The 15,334-nt window shown below is 68.1% G+C and carries 14 protein-coding genes and 4 pseudogenes; 13 read left to right on the top strand and 5 right to left on the bottom strand.

What is annotated here, in order from left to right; genetic code table 11:
* Nucleotides 1-112: pseudogene (locus PV341_RS36360) on the bottom strand (IS481 family transposase); the annotation flags it as partial.
* A 62-nt stretch (nucleotides 113-174) separates the two neighbouring features.
* Nucleotides 175-687, bottom strand: coding sequence for a winged helix-turn-helix transcriptional regulator (locus PV341_RS36355; RefSeq protein WP_500360047.1), 513 nt, complete (start codon nucleotides 685-687; stop codon nucleotides 175-177).
* Between the two features lie 59 nt (nucleotides 688-746).
* On the opposite strand from PV341_RS36355, the gene PV341_RS36350 reads away from it, so the two are divergent.
* Nucleotides 747-2,165 carry an MFS transporter gene (locus PV341_RS36350; protein ID WP_500360046.1) on the top strand — a complete coding sequence of 473 codons (1,419 nt, stop codon included), beginning with the start codon at nucleotides 747-749 and terminating at the stop codon, nucleotides 2,163-2,165.
* A gap of 288 nt (nucleotides 2,166-2,453) precedes the next feature.
* Nucleotides 2,454-3,173: a hypothetical protein gene (locus tag PV341_RS36345; protein WP_500360044.1), complete on the top strand. Its 720-nt coding sequence runs from the start codon at nucleotides 2,454-2,456 to the stop codon at nucleotides 3,171-3,173.
* Between the two features lie 243 nt (nucleotides 3,174-3,416).
* Here PV341_RS36345 and PV341_RS36340 read toward each other — a convergent pair whose 3' ends face one another.
* Nucleotides 3,417-3,785: an MFS transporter gene (locus PV341_RS36340; protein ID WP_500327829.1), complete on the bottom strand. Its 369-nt coding sequence runs from the start codon at nucleotides 3,783-3,785 to the stop codon at nucleotides 3,417-3,419.
* A 631-nt stretch (nucleotides 3,786-4,416) separates the two neighbouring features.
* Here PV341_RS36340 and PV341_RS36335 point away from each other — a divergent pair.
* Together PV341_RS36335 and PV341_RS36330 are read left to right on the top strand one after the other, a co-directional pair.
* Complete coding sequence (locus PV341_RS36335) at nucleotides 4,417-4,965, top strand: DDE-type integrase/transposase/recombinase (protein WP_500360043.1); 549 nt, start codon at nucleotides 4,417-4,419, stop codon at nucleotides 4,963-4,965.
* A gap of 151 nt (nucleotides 4,966-5,116) precedes the next feature.
* On the top strand, nucleotides 5,117-8,515 hold the full coding sequence (locus PV341_RS36330; RefSeq protein WP_500360042.1) for a S8 family peptidase: 3,399 nt from the start codon (nucleotides 5,117-5,119) through the stop codon (nucleotides 8,513-8,515).
* Between the two features lie 217 nt (nucleotides 8,516-8,732).
* On the opposite strand, the gene PV341_RS36325 is transcribed toward PV341_RS36330, so the two are convergent.
* Nucleotides 8,733-9,041, bottom strand: a complete 309-nt coding sequence (locus tag PV341_RS36325) for a hypothetical protein (protein WP_500360041.1) — start codon at nucleotides 9,039-9,041, stop codon at nucleotides 8,733-8,735.
* Between the two features lie 98 nt (nucleotides 9,042-9,139).
* On the opposite strand from PV341_RS36325, the gene PV341_RS36320 reads away from it, so the two are divergent.
* From PV341_RS36320 to PV341_RS36305, 4 genes and pseudogenes are all read left to right on the top strand, one after another.
* The gene (locus tag PV341_RS36320; protein ID WP_500360040.1) at nucleotides 9,140-9,448 is read left to right on the top strand and encodes a transposase; all 309 of its coding nucleotides are present in this window, start codon (nucleotides 9,140-9,142) and stop codon (nucleotides 9,446-9,448) included.
* Nucleotides 9,449-9,450: 2 nt separating this feature from the next.
* On the top strand, nucleotides 9,451-9,639 hold the full coding sequence (locus PV341_RS36315) for a hypothetical protein (protein ID WP_500360038.1): 189 nt from the start codon (nucleotides 9,451-9,453) through the stop codon (nucleotides 9,637-9,639).
* Between the two features lie 139 nt (nucleotides 9,640-9,778).
* A pseudogene (locus tag PV341_RS36310) lies at nucleotides 9,779-10,076 on the top strand (DDE-type integrase/transposase/recombinase); the annotation flags it as partial.
* A 40-nt stretch (nucleotides 10,077-10,116) separates the two neighbouring features.
* Nucleotides 10,117-10,275: pseudogene (locus PV341_RS36305) on the top strand (Lrp/AsnC ligand binding domain-containing protein); the annotation flags it as partial.
* A 141-nt stretch (nucleotides 10,276-10,416) separates the two neighbouring features.
* Here the strand turns inward: PV341_RS36305 and PV341_RS36300 are convergent.
* Nucleotides 10,417-11,754 (bottom strand): aminotransferase-like domain-containing protein, encoded by a 1,338-nt coding sequence (locus tag PV341_RS36300; RefSeq protein WP_500360037.1) that lies wholly within the window; start codon nucleotides 11,752-11,754, stop codon nucleotides 10,417-10,419.
* A gap of 88 nt (nucleotides 11,755-11,842) precedes the next feature.
* Between PV341_RS36300 and PV341_RS36295 the strand changes: the two genes are divergently transcribed.
* The 5 genes and pseudogenes from PV341_RS36295 to PV341_RS36275 all read left to right on the top strand — a co-directional run bounded on the left by PV341_RS36295 (nucleotide 11,843) and on the right by PV341_RS36275 (nucleotide 15,060).
* Entirely contained in the window at nucleotides 11,843-12,466 is a 624-nt protein-coding gene (locus tag PV341_RS36295) for a DJ-1/PfpI family protein (protein WP_500327823.1), read from the top strand.
* A gap of 125 nt (nucleotides 12,467-12,591) precedes the next feature.
* A complete protein-coding gene (locus PV341_RS36290; RefSeq protein ID WP_500360036.1) occupies nucleotides 12,592-12,951 on the top strand; it encodes a transposase in 360 nt (119 codons plus the stop codon).
* Between the two features lie 340 nt (nucleotides 12,952-13,291).
* Nucleotides 13,292-14,830, top strand: a complete 1,539-nt coding sequence (locus tag PV341_RS36285; protein WP_500360034.1) for an ISL3 family transposase — start codon at nucleotides 13,292-13,294, stop codon at nucleotides 14,828-14,830.
* A pseudogene (locus tag PV341_RS36280) lies at nucleotides 14,797-14,877 on the top strand (transposase); the annotation flags it as partial. The gene PV341_RS36285 and the pseudogene PV341_RS36280, both read left to right, overlap by 34 nt.
* 9 nt (nucleotides 14,878-14,886) lie before the next feature.
* The gene (locus PV341_RS36275; protein WP_500360048.1) at nucleotides 14,887-15,060 is read left to right on the top strand and encodes a hypothetical protein; all 174 of its coding nucleotides are present in this window, start codon (nucleotides 14,887-14,889) and stop codon (nucleotides 15,058-15,060) included.
* Nucleotides 15,061-15,334 lie beyond the last annotated feature (274 nt).

Raw genomic sequence — 15,334 nt, 5'->3', positions numbered from 1 at the left:
TCCCGGCCGCCGTCAGGGTGTCGCGCCAGGCGTGGGATCTGTAGCAGGACCCGTTGTCGGTCAGGACGCGCTCGACCGTGATTCCGGCGGCGGTGAAGAGCGCACTTTCTCGCGATGTCTCGACAGGAGGCCTCCGGCCGCCCCCTCAATCCGGCGGGCGAAGCGTGCTCAGCCTTACGGCGTGCCGGCTTGAGAGGACGTGGTTCCTTCCGGGGACTGCACTGGGCCGGACTGGTCCCAGCCGGGTGTGAGCTCCTCCCGGTGGATGTCTTCGCCGTGGACCTGTTCACCGCAGGTTTCGCAGACCGTATGGGTGACGAGTTCATGGTCTCGGTGAAGGATCCGGCTGGGCGGCGTGGTGACGGCCCAGCGGTCGCCCCAGCCGATCAGCTCGCGGGTGATGGCCCCCAGGTCGCGCCCCGCCTCTGTCAGGTAGTAGCCGCTGTGGTGTGCGTCGTCAGGCAGGGGGCGCCGTTCGAGGATCCCGCTTTCCACCAGCGCCTTCAGGCGTGCTGCCAGGCGGTCCGTGGGGGCGCCGGTGTTCCTGGCGATCTGCCGGAACCGGTGGTTGCCGAGCATGACCTCGCGGATCGCCGGGAGGGCCCATCGGTCGCCGATGGTTTGCAGGGCGGCAGCGAGAGAGCAGGGGCGGCCGGCCATGTCCTGGGGATCGATGCGCGTGGTCACGTCCCTATTGTCGCCCCCGTTGGTTTGATTTCCAAACCACCCTGTGCTTGCCTTGCGGCATGGCTGTGATGCTTCGATTTTCAAAGCACCCTCGTACGGCGGCTGCCGTAGTCCTGGTGGCCGTGTTCATGACCAACCTTGATCTGCTGATCGTCAACGTCGCGCTTCCGGCGATGGGAGAGACGTTCTCCGGGGGCGGCAGGAGCACGAGCCTCGGTGCGCTGTCCTGGGTCCTGAGCGCCTACGCGATCGCTTTCGCCGCCCTGCTGGTGGTGGTCGGGCGCGCCAGTGACCGCATCGGTCAGCGGCCGGTCTTCCTTACCGGGATCGCCGTCTTCACCCTCGCGTCGGTGGGCTGCGCCCTGGCTCCGAACCTCGGGACCCTCATCGTGGCCCGGGTTGTGCAGGCCGTCGGGGCGGCCGCCCAGATTCCCACCTCCCTGGCCCTGCTGCTGGAGACGGTGCCGGCCGAGCGCCGTACCCAGGCAACCCGGGGCTGGGCCGCGGTCGGCGGACTGGCCGCCGCCGCCGGGCCTGTCATCGGCGGCCTGTTGACCGAGGTGGACTGGAGGTGGGTGTTCGCTGTGAACCTGCCCATCGGGATCGCCGCGCTCGTCGCCGGCCGATCGGTCCTGCCGAAGCCGGACGTCCGCGAGGCCGGCCCGCTGCCCGACCTCCTCGGCGCCCTGCTGGTCATCATCTCGGTCGCGACGCTGTCCGGGGCCCTGGTGCAGGCTCCCGACTGGGGCTGGACGAGCGGCAGGACACTGCTGCTCCTGGCCGTTGCCGTGATCAGCGGCACCGTGTTCGTCCTCAGGTCCCTGGGGCACCCCCGGCCGTTGTTCGAGCTCGACCTGCTGCGACTGCCGCGCTTCGGCGCGGCGAACGCGGGCAGCCTCGTGTTCGGCGTCGCCTTCGCGATCATGCTGCTGTCGAACGTGCTGTGGTGCCAGGAAGTCTGGCACTGGAGCGCGCTGCACACCGGTCTCGCCCTGGCCCCAGGCCCCGCCCTCGTGCCGGTCGTCACCCTCCTGACCGCTCGCGCCGCACAGCGCTTCGGGCACGGTCCACTGGTTGCGACGGGAGGGCTGCTATTCGCCGGCGGCATGGTGTGGTTCGCACGCTTCGCGTCCGTCACGCCCAACTATTGGCGCGACATGCTGCCCAGCCAGTTGCTGACCGGTACGGGTGTCGGTCTGGCCCTGGGCACCTTGGTGGCCGCCGGTGTGCACGCCGTACCGGGGCACCGTGCGGCGACCGGGTCGGCACTGGTCAACTCCGTACGACAGATCTCGACCTCGGTCGGCGTCGCGGTCCTGGTCGCGGTGGTCGGCTCCCACGTCGGTGCCGCCTCACTTCACGACTTCCGGATCGTCTGGTGCGTAGCCGCCGTTCTGGGCCTGACCACGTCGGTGTTCGGCGTGCACCTCAGCCGCGGCGGCAGCACGGCCCGAATGGCAGTCGCCGCATCCACGTAGGTCGAGGCGGTAGCGCACGCTCTGCCGGATGCGTTCAGACCGCCGCTTTTCCCCGTCCGGCGGTGGGGGCTGTTCCGGCGGTCAGGCACAAGGCTTCAGAGGGACCTCCAGACGATACGTCGGCCGGAATCGACGAGGCTCCGCCGCGCCTGCAGGCTTGACTGACGGCGCGGAAGGCCTTCAACGGCCAAGCTACCGCCGGTAGGTCGGCTGGGAGACGAAGAGGGTGGCGGCGATACCGACGATGGTCACCGACCCGGCCCCTGCAATTAATTACAGGAGATTTACGTGAACGAACTGCTCACCGCGGCAATCGAAGCCCACGGCGGAAAGACACGCTGGCGTGATCTGACCCGGGCGCGAGCCACCCTTGTCAGCGGAGGACTCCTGTTCGCCGCCAAGGGCCTGCCGCAGGATCCCGAGCCGCGAGAGATGACCGTGCTGCTCCATGAGGAGCGTGCCTCGGTCCGACCCTTCGGCGCCCCCGACCAGAAGACCGACTTCACACCCGGACGCGTGAGCATCGACAAGCTTGACGGGCGGGTGGTGGCCGCTCGCGAGGACCCCCGGTCGTCCTTCAGCGGCCACACCCTCGACACCCCCTGGGACCCGCTGGACCGCGCCTACTTCAACGGCTACGCACTGTGGACCTACCTCACCACACCGTTCCTGCTGGCCATGCCCGGCTTCACCGTCACCGGGATCGACCCTTGGCGTGAGGGAAACGAACTGTGGCGTGGACTGCGCGCCGCCTTCCCGCCCGGGATCGCCAGCCACAGCACGCACCAGGACTTCTACTTCGGCCCCGATCATCTGCTCCGCCGACACGACTACCACGTCGATGTGGCCGGCGGATTCGCCGCCGCGCAGTACGTGTACGACTACGTGGAAGCGGAGGGCATCATCCTTCCCACCAAACGCCGGGCCTACCGCCGCGACGCCGCCGGTCACCGCATCCGCGAGGAGGTCATGGTTTCGATTGACCTCAGCGACATCCACTTCAGCTGACGCTCGACGGAAGTGAGGCCGGGCCGTCGAGCTGGAGACCGACAAGCGGTGGTCGAAGAGGGGTCAGCGTGCCCGCCGTCGGCAGTGCGATCAGCAGTCGAGCCCGGTCTTCGGCCTCACCTGGCGAAAGTCTTCGCTGCCCATTCGCCTTGATCTTTGCGTCGCCGGGGCCGCCCTCGGGAACCGGCGGCTCATTCGGTTCGGCTTCTTGCTGGTCCCTCGCGGTCTTGGATTCACTCCGTGTCAGCGTCGCGGGCACCGGCTTCTACTTGTGCGCCGCGCCCGGTACCTGCGACTGCGGCCCGACCATCGAGTCCTCGGTCTCCGGCGCCTCCTGCCCGGCCATGCCCGTCGCCTTGGGTGTCTGTGCCTCGGCTTGATCCTGGACCGTCTGGGCTTGCTTCGCCCCCGGCCGCTGCACATAACTCGCCGAGATCGGGTAGTCCAGCCCCACCGCGACCCCAGCAGCAGCCGGAACACGATCAGCGACGAGATGTCCCACGCGAACGCGCACGCCACCGAGGACACCACGAACAACCACAGCTCGACCTTGAAGACCCGGCTCCGCCCGATCCGGTCGCCCAACGGCCCCAGCAGCGCTGCCCCGAACACCGCCCCCACGATCGCCGCCGCCGACAGCAGCCCACGCTGTGCCGCACTGCCCCCGAAATTTCGCGATCAAGGGTTCGCCACCGCGATGATGAAGAAGTCGACCCGTCGAGCAAGATCCCCAGCCCCGCCTGCAGCCAGAACCTCATGTGCAGCCGCGACATCGCCGCACCGTCCAGTGCCGCCCCCAGGGGCTGCGACGTACCGGAAGAACCGTTGGTCACCACGCACACGGAGTCAAAGCAACGGCTCGCGGCGGATCACCCGCCGCGCCAAACGGCCCCTGATCGCCACCCGCGGACACTTGGGGTCCCGCAACCTTTACGGTTCGCCGGTGGTGCGTGGCGAACTCGGAGAGCGGGATGGAGCTCACAGAGTACGGCGGACTGGCGCCCGCTGGCTCGGCCCTCTCGGTGCCGTGTCTATCCTTCCTTTCTTGCGCTGGTGACCGACGGCCCGGTCTCGGCAGCGGACCCCGCCAGCCGCGAAACGGCACGCGGCGTACGGCGTTCCGCCGTGGCAAGCCGCACTACACGCCCACGCCGACCGGGCGCCCGCAGTCGTTGAGAGCCTCTGACCGGTCCGCTGCAGGTTGCCGGCTGCTCCTAGCGTGCCATCGCGCGTCGAACGTCTCATGCGCGAGCCGAGGATCACCGGCGCCGTCCGCGGCAAGAAGGTGATCAGCACGATCCCTGACCCGACCGCGCCACGGGCACCGGACCTGGTCGACCGCGACTTCGTCGCCGCGGCCCCCAACCGGTGCTGGGCCGCCGACTTCACGCACGTAGCCACGTTCTCGGGCGTCGTCTACGTCGCCTTCGTCGTGGACACCTTCTCCCGCCGGATCGTCGGCTGGTCCGCCTCGACCACCCAGCAGACCCGGCTCGTCCTGGACGCCCTGGACATGGGACTGTGGCAACGCGACCGCGACCAATACCCGCCCCTGCTTGGGGAGTTGGTCCACCAATCGGACGCGGGCTCGCAATATACGTCCTTCACGCTGGCCGAGCACTTGGAGAAGGCCTGCATCGCCGCCTCGATCGGATGGTTCTCATCGTCACTGCCGCCGGCGCGCAGGACACCAACGGGGGAAATAGGTGGTTGTCGAACACCTGGTGACGTGCGGTCGTCGGTGCGCTGCTGGGCGGCGTCGCGCGGCACTACGACGGCGGCTGTCCGATGATCGGACGCCCCTTGGACGGGTTGCGGACTCCGGCGTTTGTCACCATTAATTGAGGTTCGTCCGTGGCGTAATAGCGACTTGTCGCTTTGTGGACACCGGAAAGTGCTGACCTGCGCCTTTTTCGACATCACGCTGTCACCTCATGAGATACATGAACGACAGGTGGCGCCCCGGGGGCCGGCGTCCCGGGTCGCGGCGTGCCGCGGCCACCACGGCCCTCTTGGCGCTGCTGGCCGGCCTGGCCGCCGCTCCCGCCGCGGCACGGGACCTCGCCGCGGACACCGCACGGAGCGGCACGGGCGCGCAGGGCGGGGCGACCTCGACCCGGACGCCGTTCGTCGCCCGGCACCAGGTCACCTTGATCACGGGCGACCGCGTCACGCTGGAGACGGACCGCTCGGGCAAGCAGAGTGTGTCGGTCGAGCCCGCCGAAGGTCGCGAGCGGCTCACGTTCCTCAAGCGCCAGGACGGCTCGGACTGGACGGTTATACCGGTCGACGCCCTCCCCCTGCTCGCGACGGGCCGTCTCGACAAGGCGCTGTTCAACGTCTCGGCCCTGGTCCAGGGGAAGTACGCCGAGCGGTCCAGCCTGCCGCTGATCGTCCAGTACGCGGGTGACGCGGGCACCGCACAGCGCCGGCTCACCGCCGCCGGGGCCGACAAGGTCCGCCCCATCTCCGGAACCCCCTTCGCGACTCTCGCCGAACAGCGCGAGGACGCTGGGGGGTTTTGGCAGGGCATCGCTCCCGCCGAGGCGGGTGCCACTTCCTTCGGCGCGGGCGTCCGCCGGATCTGGCTCGACGGTCACTCCAAGGTCCAGCTCGACAGGACGGTGCCGCGCATCGGAGCCCCCCACGCCTGGGAGAAGGGCTACACCGGCGCCGGTGTCAAGGTGGCCGTCCTCGACACCGGCTACGACCCGAACCACCCGGACCTCAAGGGTCTCGTCGCGGAGTCGGCGAACTTCACCAGCGAGCCGAACACCGACGACCTGAACGGCCACGGCACTCACGTGACCTCGACGGTCGCCGGTTCCGGTGCGGCCTCCGGCGGCAAATACAAGGGCGTGGCACCGGGCGCGCAGATCCTGTTCGGCAAGGTCTGCACCGCGGACGGCAACTGCGACAACTCCGCCATCGTCGAGGGTCTGGCCTGGGCCGCTCAGCACGGCGCCAAGGTGATCAGCCTCAGCCTGGGCGATACGGACACCCCGGAGACCGACGCCCTCGAGGCCATGGTCGACACCGTCACCCGTGATTACGGCACCCTGGTCGTGGCCGCGGCCGGCAACAACGGCTCTGGCAGCAGGGTCTCCTCGCCGGCCTCCGCCGGCGGGGCGCTGGCCGTCGGCGCCGCCGAGGACGACGACGACCTCGCCGTCTTCAGCTCGGTCGGTCCGCGGACGGGCGACTCCGGCCTCAAGCCGGACCTCATCGCCCCCGGCGTCGGCGTCGTCGCCGCCAGGGCGGGCGGCACCACCGAGGACGACGGCTACATCGCGATGAGCGGTACGTCCATGGCCACGCCGCATGTGGCCGGAGCCGCCGCCATCCTCTTCCAGGAGCACCCCGCCTGGACGGCCGACCAGGTCAAGCGCCAGCTGATGCAGTCGGCGACCGGTGCCAAGGAGCACGGCGCATACTTCCAGGGCGCCGGGCGCGTCGACGTCGCGCGGGCGGTGGACCAGGAGGTCACCGCCGACGCCGCCGGACTGGACTTCGGGCTGATCCGCTGGACCGACGGTGCGCGGCCGCCGGTGACCAAGACGATCACCTACCGCAACCCGGGCACGGAGCCGGTCACCCTCCAGCTCAAGCAGAACGCGAGCAGCGGGAAGAAGGACGTGCCTGCCCCCGAGGGCCTTTTCCGCCTCAGCGCCGACACGGTCACCGTGCCCGCGCACGGAACGGCGGACGTCACCCTCACCGCGACCCCGGAGGCCACCACGCTCTACGCCGCGTACAGCGGCGTGGTGAGCGCGGCCACCGCGGACGGGCAGGTCTCGGTGCGCGTCCCGTTCGGCATGGACCTCGAGCAGCCCTCCTATGACCTGCGCATCGACCTGAAGAGCCGCACGGGCACGGCCCCCGACATCGCCTACCTGCTCGTCCAATCGGCCGACGGCAAGGCCTACGAGGTGGAAGCACTCGGCAAGAACAGCACCGTGGTGCGGCTGCCGAAGGACACCTACTCGGTGAGCGGCTTCTTCTTCGACGCGTCCTTCACCGAGGGCATCATCGTCGGCGTGCCGAAGGTCGTGATGACCGCCGACCGGCAGGTCGCCATCGACGCCCGGAAGGCGAAGCCCGTCACCGTCTCGGCACCGAGCCGCGCCGCGCGCATCATCTCGGCCGAGATCGGCACCATCAGCCTGCACGACGAGCTGCTCTCCGTCACCATGAGCAACGCGATCGGCACCGACCACATCGAGGGCGTGTACGCGACGCCGACGGCGCAGTACAGGGACTCGAAGTTCACCTACCTCGTCAACACCGTCTGGGGCGACCCGGCCGGCGCGGACGGCAACCCCTCGTCGGTCTACTACCTCACCCGGCCGGTGCACGGCGCCATCCCGGCCAATCCCAGCTACAACCCCCGCACGTCGGAGCTGGCCAGGGTGAACACCACGTTCGCCGCCACCGCGCCGGGAGCCCCCGCCTTCCGCTTCGTCTACACGGATGTCGACGACCTGCGTATCGGCTGGCACATGATGAAGGGCGTTCCGGTTCCGAGCCAGCGGGTCGACTACTTCTCGGCGGCCGACGGCCTGCTCTGGCAGACCGCCTTCGACCAGTTCGACTTCCTCGCTCCGGACAGCCCGAACGGGCAGATGTACATCAGCACCCGGCACGGCTACAAGGCCGGAGCGACGGTCGAGGAGCGCTGGAACCAGGGCGTACAGGCCATGGGGTTCGCTCCCGAGGGGATGAACTCCTTCCGTGAGGGAGACACAATCCAGTACTCCATCCAGGACTCCGCCAACGGGAATCTCGACCTGCTGGCGGGAACAACGACCGCCAGCCGGCCCACGGCGCAGCTGAGGCGCAACGGTGAACTGGTCTCGGAATGGTGGGGTTATGCCCCGGTACCGGCCGATGCCACCCCCGCCGACTACCAGCTGAACCTCGAGGTGCAGCGCGACCGCAACCCCGTCTCCTCCATCTCCTCCGACGTGCGGGCGGAGTGGCGGTTCCGGTCGCAGACCACGACGACACGCCAGGCTCTGCCGCTGTACGCGGTACGCATGTCGCCGGAGCTGGACGAGTGGAACCGGGCCAGGGCCGGACGCGAGCTCGACATCCCGCTCCTGATCCAGCGAGCGCCCGGCGCCGCCGAGTCACCGATCCGCACCTTCACCACCGAGGTCTCGTACGACGAGGGCAAGACCTGGCAAGCGGCCGAGGTCCACGGCTCCGGCATGCAGCGCACCGTGACCGTGGACAGCCCGCGCCAGGCCGCCGGCGGAGCCGTCAGCCTGCGCACCTACGTCAAGGACGCCGCTGGCAATTCCTTCAAGCAGACCGTCATCAAGGCCTACCTGCTGAAGTAGCCGCCGACGGCAGCGAGGGGCCCGCCGGACACTTCGATGCCGTCGGTCAACTCGGGCCCTGGCGCTTCGCCCCGTTGATCTACCGGTCGGCGGGGCGAAGTGCTGCGAAGGCTGCTGCAGGGTGCGGGCCCGTCGTGCGTGGGTGAGATGGCGTGGCGCGCAGGCTGCGAGGGCTGCCGAGTCACTCCCAGCGGACCCGGCGAAAGCACTTCGAGTGTCAGCGGTGATCGCCAGCAGTAGCAGAAGCCGGGGCGGACCTGATCATGCCGAGTAGCCCGCGCTGTGGAGAGCAGGATGAGCACTCCGATCTGACTGTGCAGATCCACAGTCCGGGCAGGTACCCAAGGGTTGCCGTCACCCTGGCCTGGCGTAGCTGTTCTTCACTGGTGGTGTCCGAGCTAGCGGCGAGTTCTGACAGGCTGGGCGCCTTGTGCATCAGGGCCAAGACCACGGTCGCACCAAGGGCCCGGGCGGCGCCGAGCAGCGCGCCGGCTGCCGATGACGCGCTGACGATGATGGCTGCCACGAGTGTCAGCGTAATCAGGAGAAGGAGCATATGGGCTTGATTCGCTTTGACGGACACCTGAGATCAGGGGCTTCCGCCTCGGAAGGAAGATGTTTGTCATGGAGAGCATGGGGAAAAAGAAGCCGCGTCCTCGCCGCTCGTTCACGCCGGAGTTCAAGGCCGAGATCGTTGAGCTGTGCCGACGCGGTGATCGCTCAGTCGGTCAGGTCGCCAAGGACTTCGATCTGACCGTGACCGCGGTGCGCGACTGGGTGAAGCAGGCCGAGGTCGACGCCGGCGAGCGGGACGGCCTGACCAGCGACGAACGCGAGGAGCTGGCCCGGCTGCGGCGGGAGAACCGCCGTCTTCGGGAGGACGTAGAGGTCCTCAAGCGGGCCACGGCTTTCTTCGCGACGGAGAGCCGATAACGGTGCACCCGTTCATCGAGGCGGAGAAGCAGGCAGGGCACAGTGTCAAACGAGCATGTGAGCTGCTGAAGGTCTCCCGAGCCGCCTTCTACTCCAGCCGCACCGCCATCCCCGGCCCGCGCATGGTTCGCGACGCGGAACTGACCGAGAAGATCACCGAGGTCCACGCGGTCTCGCGCGGCAGCTATTGAGCGCCGCGCGTCCATGCCGTGCTCCGGCGTGAGGGCATCGCCTCGGCGACACCGCACCACGATCCCGGACCCGCGCGCGGCCGCCCGCCCCGACCTGGTCCTGCGCGACTTCCAGCCCGACCCGGCCACGCTCGATACGCGGTGGTGCGGCGACATCACGTACGTCCCGACCGAGGAGGGCTGGCTCTATCTGGCCACCGTCATCGACATCGCCTCCCGCCGGGTCGTCGGCTGGGCCACCGCGGACCACCTGCGGACGAACTGGTCGCCGACGCCCTCAAGGCGGCCTGTCGATCGGCGACCAGCCGTGGCCCAGCCGAGCTGCTGCCCGCCAAGCAATCTTTGAGTGGATCGAAGGGTGGTACAACACACGCAGGCTGCACAGCAGCCTTGGCTACCGCAGTCCCGCCGAGTTCGAGACCGTCCTCGCAGCGTGACCACCACACCGATGGTGTCCGTCAAAGCGGAGCAAGCTCAGAATCAGCCGACGACTTCGCGGCGATCCCCGAGATCCTGGAAGCGCATGTCATCGCCGGAAGCGCCTCGGTCCTGGTGAAGGTCAGGGCTGCGACGACCGAGCAGTTGCAGGATGTACTGCGCCGCATCTATGCGATCGCCGGGGTCAGCGGGACGGAGGTGCCGATGGCAGCAGCCGACCAGCCGGCGTCTTCCGACACCGGGCTCGGGTCCCAGGCCGTCCGGCCCCCACGCTCCAGCGCCGACGGCTTTTCGTCCGCATGGGCCGGTGCGGGCGGGAATCGGCTGGTCGGGTGGAGTTCAGGCGTAGGCGTCCTCGATAGTGACTCGTCGCACTGTGCGCAGCGTCGATTGGAGACTGTCCAGATCGGTCGAGCCGAGAGCGAGGCGGAGCGCCTGTGGTGTGTGCTTCGAGGTGGTGAAGGGCTCCGCTGTGCTTACCGAGATGTGCTGACGCGCAAGGGTGGCGGTCAGGCGATCGGCGCGCGCGTCGTCGGGCAGGGTCAGCCATGTGAAGTAGGACGAGGGGTGGCTGATGAGTGGTAGGCCCGCCAGTTCTTGTCTGGCGAGTGCCTGGCGGGCCTTGGCGTCGTCTCGTTTCTGCGCTTCCAAGTGGTCCACCGTGCCGTCCTCGAGCCAGCGGCAGGCAATCGCGGTGGTGAGGGCCGGGGTGTTCCATGTGGTCGCCCGAATCGCGCGTTCGAGCGACGGCACCCTGGACGGCGGGGCGACGACGAAGCCGACCCGGAGGCCGGTGGCGACGCTTTTGGACAGTCCCGAGACGTAGACGGTGATGTCCGGTGCACTTGCAGCCAGGGGCGGTGGAGGGTCCTCTACCAGGTAGGCGTAAGCGGCGTCTTCGATGATGAGCGGACCGTGCTGCCGAGCGATCTCGATCAGGCGGGTGCGGTCAGTTGCCGACATCACCCACCCCAGAGGGTTGTGCAAGGTTGGCATGGTGTAAATAGCGCGCACAGGGCGGATCACGCACAGCCTCTCGAAGGCATCGAGATCCGGCCCGTTGGTCGTTGTGGGTATGGGCTCCAGGTCGAGATGAAAGGCATGCGCGAGCACCTTGAAACCCGGGTAGGTGAGTGCGTCGACCGCGACGACGTCGCCGGCGTTGAGCGCGGCCAAGACGGTGATGGCCAGGCCGTGCTGCGCACCGTTGACGATGAGGATCCGATCCGCGTCAGGAGTGACTCCTCGACGTCTCAGGTGCCGAGCGATCGAGGCTCTGTCCTGGGGACGTCCTCGATGTGGTTGGTAGCGCAGCAGCGAGTCGAGTTCACCAGAGGTGGCCACCTCTCGCAGAGTCTGCCGTAGGAGATCGGCCTGGCCGGGCAGCGATGGATAGTTGAAGTTGAGATCGACCGCATCCGTGGCGACGACTTGCAGATCGATGCCGTGACCGGCGGGAACCGCGATGTCACGCACGAACGTGCCGCGGCCCTGTTCCCGGCTCACCAAGCCCATCGCTTCCAGCTCGGCGTACACCCGAGTCGCGGTCACCACGGCGATGCCCTCGCGGGCGGCGAGCCCGCGGTGTGTCGGCAGCCGCTCGCCTGCGGCGAGCCGGCCTGTCCGGATGTCGGATGCGAGCGCGTCGACCAGGATCTTGTACCGCGAAGCTGCCATACACCCAATTGTATCCATGACAATTCTTTGACTGTCCTGTTCACGGGCTCTTACCGTCAAGACCCACTCATCCGGAAGGACGGCCGCCATGCACATCGCCATCCTCACCTTCGAGGGCTACAACGAGCTCGACTCCCTGATCGCCCTCGGCGTGCTCAACCGCATCAAGACCGCCGACTGGCGCGTCACCATCGCCACCCCCAGCCCCAAGGTGACGTCGAGGAACGGGGTGGTCATCGAACAGATGTCCACCCTTGAGGAGGCGTGCGCCGCTGACGCGGTCATCGTCGGCAGTGGCATCGCTACCCGCGAGGTCGTCGAAGACCAGGCGATCATGAAGATCCTGCGCGGCCTGGACCCCTCGCGCCAACTCATCGCCGCGCAGTGCTCCGGCGCGCTCGTGCTGGCCAAGCTCGGCCTGCTCAACGACATCCCCGCCTGCACCGACCTGACCACCAAGCCCTGGGTCATCGCCGCCGGCGTCGAGGTGCTCAACCAGCCCTTCTACGCCAAGGACAACATCGCCACCGCCGGTGGCTGCCTCGCCTCGCACTACCTCGCCTCCTGGATCATCGCCCGCCTCAAGGGCAACGACGCCGCTGAAAGCGCACTGCACTATGTCGCCCCGGTCGGCGAGAAGGAGGAATACATCGAGCGCGCGTGGCGCAACATCACCCCCTACTTGCCCGCTCCCGCACCGGCCCTCGTCTGAAACGACCAGTCGCAAGCAGTGACCGACCAGGAACTCACGCCCCTGGCAGCCTGGCTGGTCATTCGCAGCCCGACTGAATCGCTCCGGGTTCGGTGCAGAGCGCTGAACCTTGGAAGGATGCGCTCATGCCGGCGCAGAGGAAGTACCCAGCGGAGCTGATCGAGCGGGCCGTGCGGATGGTCGCCGAGAAGCAGAGGCAATCCCCGGGGCGGTCGGGGATCATCCGGGAGGTCGGAGATCTTCTCGGGATTCATCCCGAGGCCCTGCGGCACTGGGTGAAGAAGGCCGAGGCCCAGGCCGATCCGCAGGCGGCTGCCGCCCAGCAGGAGCGTGAGCGGATCAGGGAACTGGAGAAAGAGGTCACCGAGCTGCGGCGGGCGAATGAGATCCTCAAGGCCGCGGCCGCTTTTTCGCCTCCGAACTCGACCCGAAGCCGCCGCGTTGATCCGTTTCATCGATGCTCACCGCGAACGGTTCGACGTTGAGGCGATCTGCCGCACCGGTGACCTGGGCCGGCACCCCCGCCTCGGCCTCCAGTCATGGGCGCACCGCACCGAGCCCGGCACTAACCCGTCACGCCAGGCTGGCTTTGAACAGCACCGTGACCGTCACAGAGTTCGTGCTTGACACCTGGCAGGATCGCATGGAGAGAGGAAAACTCCCGCCTCGTCCCCAGTAGCACTACGCCCACTCGACACCCAACTCCTGCAGGGCGGTGTCCAGGAGCGGTTTTCCTGATCGGTGGGTGGGGGGTGTGTCAACTTAACGGCTCTGTCTCACATTCGGTGGTGACGGAGAGTTGTGAGGGTCGTTGATTTTCATGTGATGGATGTCAACGAACTTGTGCAGATGGTGTTTTCGGGCCTGTCGCCGCTGGTCATGGAGGATGTGACCGACGAGGGTGAGCGGATTGCGGTGCGGGCCCGGACGCCGCTGGACACCGCGGTCTGCCAGGTGTGCGGGGCGTCGTCGGGACGGGTGCACGGCTATCACTGGCGGACGGTGGCCGACGTTCCGGTCGACGGGCGCCGGGTGGTGGTCCGTGTGCGTGTTCGGCGTCTGGTGTGTCCCACGCGGGGCTGCCGCCACACCTTCCGCGAACAGGTGCCCGGAGTGCTGGAGCGATACCAGCGACGCACCGCCCGTCTGACCAGACAGGTCAAAGCCGTAGTCAAAGAGTTAGCGGGCCGAGCGGGAGCACGTTTGCTGGCGATACTGGCGGTGGGCCTGTCCCGTCACACGGCCCTGCGCACCTTGCTGCGCATCCCGTTGCCGGCCGGGCGGACGCCCCGCGTGATCGGCGTCGACGACTTCGCCCTGCGCCGGCGGCACCGCTATGCCACCGTGGTGATCGACGCCGAGACCCATGAGCGGATCGACGTCCTGCCGGACCGCACGGCCGACACGCTGGAAGCGTGGCTGCGCGAGCATCCGGGCGTCGAAGTAGTCGGCTCCACGACCTATGCCGAGGCCATCCGCCGCGCCCTGCCCGACGCGGTGCAGGTCGCCGACCGGTGGCATCTGTGGCACAACCTGTGCGAAGCCGCCCTCAGCGAGGTGAAGGCCCACAGCAACTGCTGGGCCACCGTACTGGTTGCACCCATTTACGAAGGGCCACGGGCCCGAACCACCCTGGAACGCTGGCACCACGTCCATGACCTGCTCAATCAGGGCGTGGGCCTGCTCGAATGCGCCCGCCGGCTGCAGCTGGCCCTGAACACCATCAAACGCTACGCACGAGCCGACCGACCCGAGCGCATCCTCCGCGTCCCCAAATACCGCGCCGGCCTCGTCGACCCCTACCGCGAGCACCTGCGCAAACGCCGGGCCGAGGATCCCGCTGTCCCTGTCAAGCGCCTCTTCGATGAGATCAAGGCCCTCGGCTACACCGGCTGCCTCAACCTGCTTTACAAGTACATCAACCAAGGCCGCGCGGACGCCGACCGCAGCCACTTCTCCCCACGCCAGCTCGCCCGGATGCTCCTGACCAGGCACGAAAACCTCAAGACCGAACATCAGGACCTCCTGGCACGGCTCACCGCCGCCTGCTCAGAGATGACCCAACTGGCCAGCCACATTGCCAACTTCGCCCAGCTGTTGACGCCTCGTGAAGGAAACGCCGACGGCCTCTCGCGCTGGATCGACCAGGTCCGCACAACCGATCTTCCCCATCTACACTCCTTCGCCCGAGGAATGGACCGAGACCGGCAAGCATTGATCGCCGCGCTCACGCTTCCGTACAGCAACGGCCCCACCGAGGGCATCAACACACCCGCACCGCAGGCGTCGGCCGCTTCCGCTCGGAGGCCGCATTCGCCTCCTACTGCGGCGTGGCACCTCTGGAGGTGTCCTCCGGGGACGTGAAGCGACACCGGCTCTCGCGAGCAGGAGACCGGCAGCTGAACTCCGCCCTGCACGTGATGGCCATCACCCAGATCCGCCACCCCACCGCAGGACAGGCCTACTACCAGCGCAAACGCAGCGAGGGCAAAGGCCACAAAGAAGCCCTCCGTTGCCTCAAGCGCCGCCTGGCCGATGTCGTCTACCGCACGATGCTCCGCGACCGGGATACCTCTCTGATCGCCCCCGCTTGACACAGAGAGGTGCCGTTCAATGGACAGACCCGTATCCGGCTCGGGGGCACGCTCCGATCGACACTGACCCTGGTGGTGGCGCCGACACTGGACCTGATCGCGCAGACCGCGCTGGTTTGGCGCAAGGACGGCCGCACCGAGGCCATGGTTGCGGTCTGCTCGGGTCTGTCCAGCCAACGGCTCTGTCTCACATTCGGTGGTGACGGAGTGTGCTGCTATCCGAGGAGGATGCGGTGGCGAAGTAGGGTGAAGCCTGCTCGTCCGTGCATCTGTT

The sequence above is a fragment of the Streptomyces sp. PA03-1a genome, from assembly GCF_033792805.1.
Taxonomy (GTDB): Bacteria; Actinomycetota; Actinomycetes; order Streptomycetales; family Streptomycetaceae; genus Actinacidiphila.
Note: the sequence above shows the minus strand (reverse complement) of the source record. Positions and strands in the feature narration are given on the sequence as shown.